We start from the raw sequence: 14,589 nt of genomic DNA, 5'->3' as shown, positions 1-14,589 counted from the left end.
GAGCCGTAGCGCAGACCTAGAGTAATCCACACCAGCGAAGGGTGTTAGTCGAGGACATGGCCACGTTAGGATAGTGAAGCTGCAGTTAACTCCATTGCCTGTGTTCACCACCCTGATTGCCGATTTCCGCATCGTCTTCGAGCGTGACCCAGCGGCTCGCAACTGGTTAGAAGTACTCACCTGCTATCCTGGCCTGCATGCCCTAGGACTGCACCGCTTCAGTCACTGGCTTTGGAACTTAGGCCTACCTGTGGTACCTCGCCTCATCTCTCACCTGGCGCGGTTTCTCACCGGTATTGAAATTCACCCAGGGGCCACCATTGGCAAAGGCGTTTTCATCGACCACGGCATGGGGGTGGTGATTGGGGAAACTGCCATCGTTGGTGACTACGCCCTAATCTACCAAGGCGTCACCTTGGGGGGTACTGGTAAGGAAGTTGGCAAGCGCCATCCTACCCTAGGCAACAACGTGGTCGTTGGCGCTGGTGCCAAGGTACTGGGCAATATCTACCTCGGACACAACGTACGCATTGGGGCAGGTTCAGTGGTACTGCGAGAAGTGCCCTCCGACTGCACAGTAGTCGGTGTACCCGGGCGCATCGTGTATCGGGCTGGGGAGCGTGTAGAACCCCTAGAGCATGGCCGCCTGCCTGACTCCGAAGCCCAGGTAATTCGCGCTCTGCTCGATCGCATTGAAGCGTTAGAAAAAGAAGTTCAAGCGTTGGGGCAAGTGCGCCGCGAACCCGTTTTAGTGGGCGCTGTCCGCTCTCAAGACGGCGTTTACTGCCGCTTGCAAGACCGCGTTATTGAAGAATTTCTAGACGGCAGCGGCATTTAATCGAGAGCTCTTGAGATTTCCACTACAAAGTGTCCCTAAAAGTAAGGAGGCCTAGCGTTGTGACACCAGGCCTCCTTACTTTTTATTTTGGATCCAATTTTATTGTCAAAAAGTGCACCGTAAAAGTGCTTAGAAGACATCCAATTACTAGCGCTGAATGTAAGGAATTGCTTACAAAATCTGGCGAACAAGGCAGTAGATTTGCCTGGGCAGCATCTAGACAAACTGGGACGATCACATTCAGGGAATTCTTGAAGAGTTGCGTCACTACTCTTCACAAAGGAAAAAATGAGAAGAAAATGAAGCAGTTCATTTGTTCTATAAAGTCGTTTTTTGGGCGATCGCTCTTAGTTCTGAGGAGGGTATTTTGGTTGCAGCTTAAGCATTTCAGCCGATTCGATCGTTTCTGCCAAAGTTGGGGTGGTACATCACCTAACATTGCAGTTAAAATTGAAAGGCCATGGCGGCGCTGATGTATTTCTCTAGATAGAGGCGGCGACGACCTGGGCTAACAGCACCAAGCCAGTGTCGTAAACGTCTAGGTGGCTAGACACTTATCACTGGATTCCTAAAAAATAGATCCGCACTTTTTCGGAACTGTAGGCATCTATCCAACGGAGCTGTTAATCTGATCACAGTCTTTGTCTTTCAATTTTAAGGAGCACGAGGATCGCGGCATGACCCAAGCAAATCATCTGCTCGGCACCATCAACCCTGAAACTGAACTCGATCTTCTGATCGACGGTAATGATAGTGACGAGAATTTTGTTGCCCAAGATGACGAGGCCGGCGCCGATGACAAAGCGCCGAAGGGGAAGGTAACCCGCCGCCGAGCTCAAACCAAAAAGCGCCACTACACCGAAGACTCTATTCGTCTCTATCTGCAAGAGATTGGCCGTATTCGCCTGCTACGGGCCGAAGAAGAAATTGAGCTGGCCCGCAAGATCGCTGACCTGCTCAAGCTAGAGCGCATCCACGATGAGCTGTTTGATTCCCTTGAGCGCGATCCCTCTGATATTGAGTGGGCTGCTGCTGTTAGCCAAGACGAAGGCAAAGACTACACCTTAGCCAGCTTCCGCCACCGTTTGCACATTGGTCGCCGCGCCAAAGACAAAATGGTGCAATCAAACCTGCGCTTGGTGGTATCGATCGCCAAGAAGTACATGAACCGTGGCCTCTCCTTCCAAGACTTGATTCAGGAAGGCAGTCTGGGCTTGATTCGCGCCGCTGAGAAGTTTGACCACGAAAAGGGCTACAAGTTCTCGACCTACGCCACCTGGTGGATTCGTCAGGCCATCACCCGGGCGATCGCCGATCAGTCGCGCACTATTCGGCTACCGGTGCACCTTTACGAGACCATCTCTCGCATCAAAAAGACCACCAAACTGCTCTCCCAAGAGCTTGGCCGCAAGCCCACTGAAGAAGAGATCGCCACTCGCATGGAAATGACCATCGAGAAGCTGCGATTTATTGCAAAATCGGCCCAGCTGCCCATCTCCCTTGAGACTCCCATCGGTAAAGAAGAAGATTCTCGTCTGGGCGATTTCATTGAATCAGACGGCGAAACCCCCGAAGATCAAGTCTCTAAAAGCCTCCTTCGGGAAGACCTGGAAAGCGTTTTGGGCACCCTCAGCCCTCGCGAGCGGGATGTCCTGCGCCTACGCTACGGCCTCGACGATGGCCGGATGAAAACTCTGGAAGAAATTGGCCAGATTTTCAACGTTACCCGCGAGCGCATTCGCCAAATTGAAGCTAAGGCCCTGCGTAAACTGCGCCATCCTAACCGCAACAGCATTTTGAAAGAGTACATTCGCTAGGGTTGACCTCGACTTCAGCCCTATGGCTAAAGTATTAGAGTGATGCTTAACGAAACCCACTGAAAAAAGGCTGCCTAAAGGCAGCCTTTTTTATTGGTACGGCGACTGCTGTTCTGAACGTGCCAACTCTAAGTTAAATACTGGCAGGTCGATGAAAACAAATATTCATCCTCTTACGGAGCAGCTGAATTGAGCTGATTAGCGTTGGGGTTATTGTTAGTACTGGTTTACCGGAAGGTTTATTGATAGAGTAGACAGATGGCCACCCAGTTGGTACACTTGTTCCATAACATGATTCGACGCCGTGGCTAAATCCCTATGGAATCCTTAACAACTGCCCAACAGGAGCTCTACGACTGGCTAGTTGAGTATATCCGGGCTAATCAGCACTCCCCCTCCATTCGCCAAATGATGCGGGCTATGAACCTACGTTCCCCTGCACCTATTCAAAGTCGCTTAGAACACCTCAAGAACAAGGGCTACATTGAATGGAGCGAAGGGAAAGCGCGCACCATTCGCGTTCGGGATAATGTCCGTGGTGTGCCAATTCTGGGCACCATTGCCGCTGGTTTTGTCAACGAAGCGTTTACCGATACTGTCGAGCGTCTCGATCTCAACGGGCTGCCTATTCAGTCTGGTGACTATGCCCTCAAAGTTACTGGAGACAGCATGATCGAGGCCATGATTCAGGATGGGGACGTGGTGATCATGCGTCCGGTGAAAGATCCCCAGGGCATTCGTGAGGGGACTATTGTTGCAGCTCGGGTTGAGAGCGGTACTACCCTCAAATCATTTCACCGCGAGGGTAACCAGGTGCAGCTCAAACCCGCCAACCCTAAGTATCCGGTTATGGAGTTTCCAGCAGATCACGTAGACGTACAAGGTCGGCTAGTGGCCGTGTGGCGCGGTATCGATCCCGACTTTACCGTCTGACATTTTTCAAATGACTAATGCTCCTGGCCGCTGTTGTTATCCACAACAGCGGTTTTTTAATGATTAGCCGTAAGTTTATTCGAGCAGCTGTCTGCGGCAAGGCAGCTTCGGAGTCTGGTTCCAGTTCTGCCACGGGCGGGTGGTTGAGGCAGTACAGGCATTGCTCTAACGTCTCTCGTACCGACTCGTGGGTGTATTGATCATCGGGGTGGGGGGGCTGTCCGGGCTGCTGAAAGTGGGGGCGGCTATCGTAAATCTGGCCCCAGGTGACGTCGGTTTGGCGCACCAGTTCGTAGAGGGTTACGGGCGATCGCAGCACCGTTATCAGCAAATCCTTTACCGCCTCGGCCGGGTGCTCCAGGTACTGGCTGAGGCGGCGCTCATCATCCACTAGCCACTGCTCTAGCACCCGGTGCAGGGCGCCGGGGCCATCCACTAGGGATTCTTTCAGCGCTTGCTGGGCACCGTGCCTCGCCTGCACCAGCCGCGGAATGGGCGATTCTCCTTTCATGAAGTTGCCCGCCTCCTGGCCAATGGCGTCAGCTAGGGTAAACGGACGGCTGAAGCGCAGTTCCTGCTGAATGTTGGGGATGTCGTCTTGGGAGGCTGGGGTCATGGGCAGAGTGAGAAGGGGCTAGAGCAGGTGCTTTTGCAGACGCTGAACGATCTTGTACATTTCGGGCAGGCGACGGTACACCGCTGAGGCCTTGAGAGAGACTTTGTGGGGTAGAGCCGGCGAGCCGGTAACAATTTCGCCTGGAGCGACATCGCCGTGGACGCCGGCTTTGGCAGTGGCGATCGCGCCCTCACCAATAACGGCCTGGTTAGCAATGCCTACCTGACCCGCCAAAATCACCCGGTTGCCGATAGTAACGCCACCGGCCATGCCAACTTGACCGGCCATCACTACCCCTTCGCCCACCTGGCAGCCGTGGGCAATATGCACCAGGTTGTCGAGTTTGGTGCCGCGCCCCACGCGAGTCGTGCCTACAGCAGGGCGATCGATGGTGGAGTTGCTGCCCACCCGCACGCCGTCATCGATAACGACAATGCCCGACTGCTCCATTTTCTCCCACCCGTGGGGGGTGGGTACAAAGCCAAAGCCCTCAGCGCCAACTACCGCGCCGCTGTGGATAGCGCAATCTGCCCCAATCTGAGTGCGCTCATGGATGGTGCAGTTGGCGTGAAGCACGGTGCGATCGCCCACCCGCACTTGGGGATAGACCACCACGTTGGGGTGAATGCAGACCCCCGCTCCTAAGTAGACTCCGGCTTGAATCACCGCGTTGGCCCCTATGGAGACGTTGTCGCCATAGGTGGCTGTAGGATCAATCACGGCGGTGGGATGAATGCCAGGCGCAGGCTGGTAGGGCGTATAGAACAGCGCAATGGCCCGCGCAAAGGCCAGGCGCGGGTCAGGGGTGCTAAGCCAAGCGATGCCGCGTTCGGTAGCCTTGGCTTGCAACAGGGGATTCTGAGGCAAAATCAGGGCGCCGGCCTGGGTAGTACCGACAAAGCTGGCGAACTTATCTCCCTCGATGTAGCTCAGCGTGCCGACCGAGGCCTGGTCGACGGCTGCCACCCCAGCAATCTCAGGATCGTGGCCGGGGTTAGCAGTCAGACTAGAGGCGGCGGTAATCTGAATTTTGTCGGCAATGGTGCTGAACTTCATAGGAGCTGAGAGAAACGCAGTAAAACCAATCTGGCTTTTACGCTACCAGAAATGCGACGCATTCTACGTGGGGGGTCTGGGGAAAGAAGTCGGCCGGTTGAGCTTTGGTCAGACTATAGCCGCCCTCATCCCGCAGAATTTTGAGGTCTCGGGCCAGGGTAGCAGGGTCACAGCTCATGTAGACGATGCGGGGTGGACGAAGTTCGATCAAAGCATCAAGCACGGAGCGATCGCAGCCTTTGCGGGGCGGATCAAGCACGACTATATCCAGTGGATCGCTCAGACTAGCGGCCGCCTCAGCCAGCAGTGCCCCAACATCTCCGGCGCGAAATTCGACATTGTCAATGCCGTTGAGCCCTGCGTTGGCTAAGCCCTGAGCCACAGCTTCTGCTTGCACCTCTAAGCCCATCACCCGCTTGGCCTGTTGAGCCAGAGGCAGGGTCAAGGTACCGACACCGCAGTAGGCGTCAATGATGGTTTCGCTGCCGGTGAGCTGTAGCTCGTCCAAAATAACCTGTAACACCTGCTCAGCCTGCTCGGTGTTGACCTGAAAGAACGTAGTGGCATGAATGCGAAACCGCAGCCCGGCAAACATCTCTTCGATGTAGGGCACGCCGTCAATTACTAGGGTTTCGGCCCCAAAAATGGCGTTGGTCTTGTCGGGGTTGAGGTTAACGCACACGCCGACGAGGTCGGGGTAACGCTCTCGCCACTCCTGGGCCTGCAATTCCACATCCTTGAGATTAGGCGCTGTGGATACCAGGGTCAGCAGCATTTGCCCAGTGCGGCGGCCTACCCGCAGCGACAGGTGGCGCAGCCTACCCTGGTGCTTGCTCTCGCTATAGATCGACCAGCCCCGCTCCTGAATGTCGCGCTTGACCTCGGCCAGTAGCGGGTTCAGGCGCTCATCCTGCACGGGGCACTGGTTGAGGTTAACCAGCTTGTGGCTGCCCTGGCGAAAGTAGCCGGCCTTGACCTGGCCTTCGGGCGATCGCCCCAGAGGGTAAGTTGCCTTGTTGCGGTAGCCCAAAGGGGCTTCAGACGCCAAAATCGGCATCACCTTGGGATTTTCAAAGCCACCTAGGCGCGTAAAGGCATCGAGCACCTGCTGCTGTTTAGCCGCCAGCTGGGATGGATAGCTGATGGACTGCCACTGACAACCGCCGCACTTGTCAGCCACGATGCAGGCCGCTCGAATGCGATCGGGCGACGGGGTCAGCAACTGCCGCACCTTGGCCCGACCAAAAGTTGGCTTAGCCTGCACCAACCGCGCCCGCACCAAGTCGCCGGGTACGGTGTCGGGCACAAATACCACCCGCTCCTGCCAGCGGCCGATGCCGTCACCGCTGCTACTCAGGTCAGTAATTTCCAGATCAAGGGTTTCCCCTTGTTGCCACTGGTCCATGGCCGTGCTCCTGCTGTGCTTGTGCTCATCTGCCTATCGACTGTAGCAAGGGAAACGACCGATGGGGCGACCCGTGACCTAACGAAACCCAACTCGTTAGCCAGAAAAGAGAGGGAGAACTCGACGGCGAACGATCTCAGCCTTAGGAAGTAGGGGTTACGGCAGCACCCTGAGCCCAGGACTTTAACTAACCCTGTGGCCACAAGCGAGTTTATACCTAATCTTCGTCGCGCAAAGCCTCTATGGTCTCAGCACTGAGTAGAGGTTTAAGCTGCGCCTGCACGGTTTCTGGTTGATTACCCCAGAGCATTTTGCAAAAGGCACTCTTGCCCTGCTGGCTAGCCTGGTTGAAGACGCTGGCCAATTTTTCACAGTTGGTGGTATCGCCCATGGTGAAACCTGTCAAATGGTGATGTCAGCATACCGGCTCTGGGCCGCTGCCGCATGCCCCTTAACCGTAAACAATAAAATGCCGCCCTCCCAGGAGAACGGCATTTCCAACAACAGATGATTTAGACCAGCGTCTAGCTCTTGCGCCTAGCTCTCGGCAGAGATCAGCTCTCGACGCTGTTCGGCTTGGATGGTGACCTTGCCGGTGTCGTCCACATCGACAGTGGCTGTATCGCCGTCGCCCAAACGACCAGAGAGAATCTCTTCGGCCAGCGTGTCTTCGAGCAGTCGCATAATCGCCCGACGTAGCGGCCGTGCCCCATAGCTGGGGTTGTAGCCTTCTTCTACCAGGCGCTCCTTGAAGCGCTCGGTGACCTGGAGGTGGATGTTCTTCTCGGTAAGTCGACCGAACACCTCCTTGAGCAAGATGTCGGAGATCTCCTTGACCTCGTCCTTGGTGAGCTGACGGAAGACGATGATCTCGTCAAGGCGGTTGAGGAACTCAGGCCGGAAGTACTGCTTGAGTTCTTCGTTCACCAGGGAGCGGATGCGGTTGTACTGCGATTCGGCTTGATCTTGCTCAAACTCGAAGCCAAGGCCACCGCCACCCTTCTCAATGACTTTAGAACCAATGTTGGAAGTCATGATCAGCAGAGTGTTCTTGAAGTCGACCGTGCGGCCTTTAGCATCGGTCAGGCGGCCGTCTTCTAAGATTTGCAGCAGCATGTTGAAGACATCGGGGTGAGCCTTCTCAATTTCGTCAAACAGCACCACGGTGTAGGGCCGGCGACGCACGGCTTCGGTCAGCTGACCGCCCTCGTTGTAGCCCACATAGCCCGGAGGCGAGCCGATCAGTTTGGAAACCGTGTGGCGCTCCATAAACTCCGACATATCCAGACGAATCATGGAGTCTTCGGAGCCGAAGAAGTAGGCGGCTAGAGACTTAGCAAGCTCGGTTTTACCAACCCCAGTGGGGCCAGAGAACACGAAGCTGGCGATCGGTCGGTTGGGGTTTTTAAGGCCAACTCGGGCACGGCGAATGGCCCGGGAAATAGCCCTTACCGCTTCGTCTTGGCCGATCAACCGCTGGTGCAGGGTGTCTTCCATGTGCAGCAGCTTCTCGGACTCGGATTCGGTGAGTTTGCTCACCGGCACCCCAGTCCAGGAGGCAACGATGTGGGCAATGTCTTCTTCGCCCACCACGGGCATGTCTTCACCGCCAGCGTCTTCATTGACCTTATTCTGGGCGATCGCCCGGATCTCGGCCTTGATTTCCATCTCGCGATCGCGCAGTTCCCCAGCTTTGTCAAAATCTTGGGAACGCACAGCGTTGTCCTTGTCCTTGAGCACTTGGCGCAGTTCGCGATCGAGCTCCTTCGCCGCTGGAGGCAGCTGGGAATTGAGTAGACGAACGCGGGAGCCCGCCTCGTCGATTAGGTCGATGGCCTTGTCGGGCAGGAAGCGATCGGCGATATAGCGATCCGACAGCTTGGCGGCCGCCTCTAGGGCATCGTCGGAGATCTTCAGCTTGTGGTGCTGCTCGTAGCGATCGCGCAGGCCGTGCAGGATCTCGATGGTCTCATCCACGCTGGGTTCGCCCACCATCACCGGCTGGAAGCGGCGCTCAAGGGCGGCGTCGCGCTCAATGTGCTTGCGGTATTCATCCAGGGTGGTGGCCCCGATGCACTGCAACTCACCCCGCGCTAGGGCAGGCTTGAGGATGTTGGCGGCGTCGATCGCCCCTTCAGCAGCCCCCGCCCCAATTAGAGTGTGAACCTCGTCAATCACCAAGATGACATTGCCCGCAGTGCGGATCTCATCCATGATTTTTTTCAGACGCTCTTCAAACTCGCCTCGGTACTTGGTACCGGCCACTAGCAGACCGATATCGAGGGTCACCACGCGGCGGTCTTCGAGAATATCGGGCACGTCACCGTTGCCAATGCGCTGGGCCAAACCCTCGGCGATCGCGGTCTTACCCACACCAGGCTCACCAATTAGCACCGGGTTGTTTTTTGTACGACGGCCCAGAATTTGGATGACGCGCTCAATTTCTTTCTGACGACCGACCACGGGATCGAGCTTGCCATCGGCGGCCATTTGGGTCAGATTAGAGCCAAATTCATCCAAAGTGGGAGTCTTAGTGCGCCCACCACTGCTTCCGGCAGACACCTCTGCCGTTTCACCCAGCATGCGAATCACCTGGGTGCGCACCTTAGACAGGTCAACGCCCAGATTCTCGAGAACGCGGGCCGCGACCCCCTCGCCTTCGCGGATCAACCCCAGAAGCAGGTGCTCAGTGCCAATGTAATTGTGGCCGAGCTGACGGGCTTCTTCCAGGGAGAGTTCAAGCACACGCTTGGCTCGGGGGGTAAAAGGAATTTCAACGGCCACAAAGCCGGAGCCACGACCAATGATCTTTTCAACTTCAATGCGCGCATCCTTAAGATTGACGCCCATTGACTTTAAGACCTTGGCGGCTACGCCCGTGCCTTCTCCAATTAACCCCAGGAGAATCTGCTCAGTACCCACAAAGTTGTGGCCGAGCCGACGAGCTTCCTCCTGAGCCAGCATGATGACCTTGATTGCTTTTTCTGTGAAGCGTTCAAACATGATGGTATTAATCACCTGGTGCGTGCCGGATAGGCAAATTCTAGCACAGCGATTTTTGTCAGTTGTGCCCTACTAAACAGGCGGTTTACCGCGCTTCCTTTTGGTACTCCTTTGGACTTAGAAATTAATTGGGATCGCCAACTGTCAATGGATTGAGTTTGTAAAAAATGTAAATTTTCTCAACTTTAAAGGTTCGGTTTTATGTTCGGTTGAGAGGCAATTTTTTATTCGTGATCTGCCATCCTTGCCGCTCGAGACGATGACTCGCCGCACTGCGTTGCTGCTGGAGTTGATCACGAAATTCAGCGGTTTTGAGGGATTTTCGCCACAGAATCAGGGCATCTTCGCCATCGGCGTAGTAGCGACGCCGACGGCCTAAAGTCTCGAACCCAAAGCTCTCGTAGAGAGCTAGGGCGCGGCTGTTAGAGGGGCGCACTTCTAAGGTGGCGCGGGTGAGCGCGCGCTCACTCGCATCTGTCAGCAAATTCACTAGCAGCCATTTCCCCAATCCCCGCCGCTGGTAGCGGGGATCGACCGCCAGCACCGTGATGTGGGCCTCATCCAAAATTGCCCAGTAACAGCCCAGGCCGAGGAGCGCGGATCCATCACTGTGGTCTAGTTCTGATGCAGGGCCGGGTTGGAGTTCTGCATCTTCTGAATCTGAAGCCGTTTTCAGGTCAGCCATCGACGCTGTCGATAGATCGGCCTGATTCTCCTGGATACTATGAGGTTGATGCACCAGCACCAGCAGACAGCTGTTGGGGCTATCCAACTCGCGCCTGTAGCCCTCTGCCGACCACAGCCCTCCCAGGGTGCGCTGGTCAAGGGCCACTAGAGCAGCAATGTCGTCGTGGCATGGAGCTTGGCAAGAAAGGTAGCCCACCAACGTTACGGCTTTTAATTTCTGGGGCAAGAAAACTGGCACAGCCCTTAATTGTACACTGGGGGTTGGGGTCAGGGGCGCAACGGACAAAGAACTGGTTGGCCAGTTCAAGGTCACAGCTGTCTCAAATCAATCCTCGAACAACGTTTTTCTGTGAGCGCAACGTCTATGGTTTCGACTTCTCCCCTGCCGGCCTCGATCGCCGATAGCCGCCAGTACCTCCCCCCGGCCAACCCCGAAGGAACGCTGTCCCCTAACCAGCAGCTATTGCCCCTGACCGCCACCACTACCCTAGACGATCATCTCAGCGTCGGCGGCTGCGATGTGGTGGACTTGGTCGAGCGCTTTGGCACTCCTCTATATATTCTTGACGACTACACCCTGCGTACGGCCTGTCGCCAGTATCGCCAAGGGTTTGAGCGCTACTACCCCGGCGAGGCGCTCGTGATCTATGCGTCAAAAGCCTGGAATTGCCTAGCGGTGTGCGCCATTGTCACCGATGAGGGGCTGGGTATTGACGTGGTGTCAGCGGGCGAACTGGTCACGGCCACTGGCGCTGGAGCCCACCCCGAGCGCATCTATTTTCACGGCAACAACAAGTCGTTTGAAGAGTTGACCCTGGCGATCGAAGTGGGCTGCCGGGTGGTGGTCGACAACTGGCTCGAACTCAAGACCCTAGGCGAGATCGCCACCAGCGAAGGCAAGACCGTGCCAATTTTGCTGCGGGTTACCCCCGGCATTGAGTGCCACACCCACGAATATATCCGCACTGGCCACCTCGACAGCAAGTTTGGGTTCGACCCCGACCAGATCGAAACGGTATTTGAGTTCCTCGCGGGTCAGCCCCAGCTTCAGTGTTTGGGAGTCCATGCCCACATTGGCTCACAGATTTTTGAGCTGAATCCCCACACCGACTTAGGGGGCGTCATGGCCCAGTGGGTGGTGACGGCCCAGCGCTATGGGCTCACCCTGACGGAACTGGATGTGGGCGGTGGGTTAGGCATTCGCTACACCGAGGGCGATGACCCACCGAGCATTGACACCTGGGTGAAGACCGTATGCGAGAGCGTGATCGCAGCCTGTGCAGCTCACGATATTCCTCTGCCCAAGCTGCTGTGCGAACCGGGGCGATCGCTGATTGGCCCCGCCTGTGTCACCGCCTACCGAGTCGGCAGCCAGAAGGTGATCCCAGGCCTGCGCACCTACGCGGCCATTAACGGTGGCATGTCCGACAACCCTCGCCCAATCACCTACCAGTCGGTGTATCGGGCGCTGGTGGCCAACCGCATGGCCGCCCCCCTAGACGAAACCGTGACCCTAGCCGGTAAGCACTGCGAGTCAGGAGATATTCTAATCAAGGATGCGGCCCTGCCTGAGTTGAAGAGCGATGATGTGGTTACTATTGCGGGCACGGGTGCCTACAATTACAGCATGGCTTCGAACTACAACCGGGTGCCTCGGCCTGCGGCGGTGCTGGTGGCCGACGGCGATGCTGCCCTGATTATTCGCCGAGAAACCGTGGCGGATCTGCTTCGGCAAGACTGTCTGCCCGAAACTCTCAGGCCGCAAGCAAAGTCTACCTAGTCAGCTAACCGTTGCTAGTCTTGGGCAGGGTTTTGCCAGGGGCTGTCCGGGCCAACCATTAGACAGCTGCTCAGACACCATCCTTTAACGCTGCATGAACTATCTCTGGGAGCAATGGCTAACAAACCTTGACCAGGTTAGGTTCGTGCTCCAGACGCTCGACATTGCGCTGGTGCTGCTGCTGAGCTACGTGGTGCTTGTCATCATTGGCGAGAAGCGCACCCTGTGGATGGTGCGAGGGCTGATTTTTTTAATGCTGGCAGCGGCCCTGAGCAAGTTTTTGGGCTTAGCCCTGCTCGGCTTTGTGCTAGACAAACTGGTGATTGGCTCGGCGGTGGCCATGGCCTTTATGCTGCAGGGGGAGTTTCGGCGACTGCTGGAGTTGCTAGGCCAGGGGCGGGTATGGGAATTGCTCAGCCCGTCGCGGGAGGCTATGCCTCAGCCCGACAACGTGATCGATGAAATTGTTGACGCCGTCAAGGAGCTGTCCCAAAACCGCACCGGGGCGCTGCTCATTCTCGAAATCGACAAGCTAATTGACGAGCGAGATTTTACGGTGCCGGGGGTGCGCATCAATGCGGAAGTGTCAAAGGAGCTGATTCAAACCATTTTTCAAACCAGCACTCTGCTTCACGATGGGGCCATGCTGGTGCGAGGTTCGCGCATTGCGGCGGCGGGGGTAATCTTGCCAATTTCAGAGCGGGTGGCCTCGCGCCAGCTCGGCACTCGCCACCGGGCGGCGATGGGAATTACCGAACGAGTAGAGCATTGCATCTGTGTTGTGGTATCAGAAGAAACGGGCTCTATTTCGCTGGCGGAAGGCGGTATTCTAGATCGGCCTCTAACCAGCAGCCGCCTGCGCAGTATTCTGCGGTCTAAGTTTTCTAAATCGGTAGATCGCGAGGCGGTAGCACCCCAGCTCAGAAGCCTTGGTCGGCGGCTGGGCAGCCTTGGAGTTAACTTCGTACTGCGCTTGTTTCGTCTCCCCTCATCGTCTCCCCGAGAGAAAAAATGACCACCAAGCCTGTTGTTCGCTACGCCCTGCCCGCCGACCTCAAGCCCGATCGCCTACCCCAGCATGTGGCGGTGATTATGGATGGCAATGGGCGCTGGGCCAAACGCCGGGGGCTGCCACGCATCATGGGCCATCGCCGGGGAGTCGACACCCTCAAAACCCTGCTGCGCTGCTGCCGCGACTGGGGAATTGGGGCGCTGACGGCCTACGCCTTTTCGACTGAAAACTGGGGTCGCCCAATTGAAGAAGTAGATTTTTTGATGGCGCTGTTTGAGCGGGTGCTGCGCCAGGAACTGCTGGAAATGATGGAGGAAAACGTCCGCATTCGCTTTGTGGGCAACCTAGCAGCCCTGCCCCGATCGCTCCAGGGCGAGATTCATCAGGCGGTGACTCAAACCCAGGGCAATCACGGCATTGAGTTTACGGTGGCCACCAACTACGGCGGTCGACAGGAGATTGTGCAGGCCTGCCGCTCGATCGCCGAGCAGGTGCAGCGGGGCGAGCTGAACCCCAGCGATATCAGCGAGGAGTTGTTTAGCCGCCACCTCTACACCGCCGAGATTAACGACCCCGACCTGCTGATTCGCACCAGCGGCGAGATGCGCATTAGTAACTTTCTGCTGTGGCAGCTGGCCTACGCCGAGATCTATGTGACCGACACCCTGTGGCCTGACTTCGACACCTCAGAATTTCACCGGGCGATCTATGCCTACCAGCAGCGCGATCGCCGCTTTGGCAAGGTCAAGGGCTAGTGTTGTCTAGTCCGTCTCAGCGCTCCCTCGGAGTACCTCTCTTTAGGGGGAGAGAAACTGTGACCTAAAAAGCACTTTGATGTAGAGACGCTAGGCGCTGCCCCATTCACCCCAAATCGGAGCATTCAAAAATTTATGAACCTTCCTACCTGGATCACCGTTTCCCGGCTGCTTGGCGTGCCCCTACTGCTGCTCCTCCTGCAGTCGCCAACGGCCGCCCAGCGGTGGTGGGCGGCAGGCATTTTTGTGGTGGCGGCGAGCACCGACTGGCTCGATGGCTACCTGGCTCGTAGGCTCAACCAAGTGACCGATCTGGGCAAATTTTTAGACCCCCTGGTGGATAAGCTGCTTGTGCTGGCTCCCTTGCTCATGCTGGTGGGGCTGAGTCAGGTGCCCGGCTGGGGCGTGTTTTTAATCGTGGCGCGGGAGATTACTATTTCTGGCTGGCGGGTCAACCCGGCCATGCAGGGGGGCGCGGTGCCGGGGGCAAACCTGTGGGGCAAGGCCAAAACCGTGGTGCAGATTGTGGCGATCGCCCTGCTCCTGGCCCCGCTACCGGCGGTGTGGGATGGGCCAGCGCAGATTTGCTTTTGGGCAGCGGTGGCGTTGACCCTGGCATCGGGCTTGGTATATCTGTGGCCCCAAATGCAGCCCAGCCGCAGCGCTTAAGCAGGACGATAGGGCACA

At 56.7% G+C, this 14,589-nt stretch carries 13 protein-coding genes; 7 read left to right on the top strand and 6 right to left on the bottom strand.

Annotation, left to right across the window (positions count from 1 at the left end; genetic code table 11):
* Positions 1–100 precede the first annotated feature (100 nt).
* The 3 genes from cysE (at position 101) to lexA (ending at position 3,588) form a co-directional block, all read left to right on the top strand.
* Positions 101–838 (top strand): serine O-acetyltransferase, encoded by a 738-nt coding sequence (cysE, locus tag H6F75_RS07335; protein ID WP_190750692.1) that lies wholly within the window; start codon positions 101–103, stop codon positions 836–838.
* Between the two features lie 677 nt (positions 839–1,515).
* Positions 1,516–2,655 carry an RNA polymerase sigma factor RpoD gene (gene rpoD, locus H6F75_RS07330; RefSeq protein WP_190514541.1) on the top strand — a complete coding sequence of 380 codons (1,140 nt, stop codon included), beginning with the start codon at positions 1,516–1,518 and terminating at the stop codon, positions 2,653–2,655.
* Positions 2,656–2,973: 318 nt separating this feature from the next.
* Complete coding sequence (gene lexA / locus H6F75_RS07325; RefSeq protein WP_190750690.1) at positions 2,974–3,588, top strand: transcriptional repressor LexA; 615 nt, start codon at positions 2,974–2,976, stop codon at positions 3,586–3,588.
* On the opposite strand, the gene H6F75_RS07320 is transcribed toward lexA, so the two are convergent.
* The 6 genes from H6F75_RS07320 to rimI all read right to left on the bottom strand — a co-directional run bounded on the left by H6F75_RS07320 (position 3,578) and on the right by rimI (position 10,551).
* Positions 3,578–4,204 (bottom strand): hypothetical protein, encoded by a 627-nt coding sequence (locus tag H6F75_RS07320; protein ID WP_199303814.1) that lies wholly within the window; start codon positions 4,202–4,204, stop codon positions 3,578–3,580. The genes lexA and H6F75_RS07320 overlap by 11 nt on opposite strands.
* Before the next feature lie 18 nt (positions 4,205–4,222).
* A complete protein-coding gene (gene lpxD / locus H6F75_RS07315) occupies positions 4,223–5,260 on the bottom strand; it encodes a UDP-3-O-(3-hydroxymyristoyl)glucosamine N-acyltransferase (protein ID WP_190750688.1) in 1,038 nt (345 codons plus the stop codon).
* A gap of 37 nt (positions 5,261–5,297) precedes the next feature.
* Positions 5,298–6,665, bottom strand: a complete 1,368-nt coding sequence (gene rlmD / locus H6F75_RS07310) for a 23S rRNA (uracil(1939)-C(5))-methyltransferase RlmD (protein ID WP_190750686.1) — start codon at positions 6,663–6,665, stop codon at positions 5,298–5,300.
* Positions 6,666–6,882: 217 nt separating this feature from the next.
* Entirely contained in the window at positions 6,883–7,056 is a 174-nt protein-coding gene (locus H6F75_RS07305; protein ID WP_171972935.1) for a hypothetical protein, read from the bottom strand.
* A 146-nt stretch (positions 7,057–7,202) separates the two neighbouring features.
* A complete protein-coding gene (locus tag H6F75_RS07300; RefSeq protein ID WP_190750684.1) occupies positions 7,203–9,668 on the bottom strand; it encodes an ATP-dependent Clp protease ATP-binding subunit in 2,466 nt (821 codons plus the stop codon).
* Between the two features lie 199 nt (positions 9,669–9,867).
* A complete protein-coding gene (gene rimI, locus H6F75_RS07295) occupies positions 9,868–10,551 on the bottom strand; it encodes a ribosomal protein S18-alanine N-acetyltransferase (protein WP_347710621.1) in 684 nt (227 codons plus the stop codon).
* 168 nt (positions 10,552–10,719) lie between these two features.
* Between rimI and lysA the strand changes: the two genes are divergently transcribed.
* The 4 genes from lysA to pgsA all read left to right on the top strand — a co-directional run bounded on the left by lysA (position 10,720) and on the right by pgsA (position 14,571).
* Positions 10,720–12,135 carry a diaminopimelate decarboxylase gene (gene lysA, locus H6F75_RS07290; RefSeq protein ID WP_190750682.1) on the top strand — a complete coding sequence of 472 codons (1,416 nt, stop codon included), beginning with the start codon at positions 10,720–10,722 and terminating at the stop codon, positions 12,133–12,135.
* 94 nt (positions 12,136–12,229) lie between these two features.
* Positions 12,230–13,150, top strand: coding sequence for a diadenylate cyclase CdaA (gene cdaA, locus H6F75_RS07285; protein ID WP_190750680.1), 921 nt, complete (start codon positions 12,230–12,232; stop codon positions 13,148–13,150).
* Positions 13,147–13,902 carry an isoprenyl transferase gene (locus H6F75_RS07280; RefSeq protein WP_190750679.1) on the top strand — a complete coding sequence of 252 codons (756 nt, stop codon included), beginning with the start codon at positions 13,147–13,149 and terminating at the stop codon, positions 13,900–13,902. Before cdaA ends, H6F75_RS07280 begins: the two co-directional genes overlap by 4 nt.
* Positions 13,903–14,037: 135 nt before the next feature.
* Complete coding sequence (pgsA, locus tag H6F75_RS07275; protein ID WP_190750677.1) at positions 14,038–14,571, top strand: CDP-diacylglycerol--glycerol-3-phosphate 3-phosphatidyltransferase; 534 nt, start codon at positions 14,038–14,040, stop codon at positions 14,569–14,571.
* Positions 14,572–14,589: the final 18 nt, after the last annotated feature.

This window comes from Nodosilinea sp. FACHB-131 (assembly GCF_014695395.1).
Lineage (GTDB): Bacteria > Cyanobacteriota > Cyanobacteriia > Phormidesmidales > Phormidesmidaceae > Nodosilinea.
Note: the sequence above shows the minus strand (reverse complement) of the source record. Positions and strands in the feature narration are given on the sequence as shown.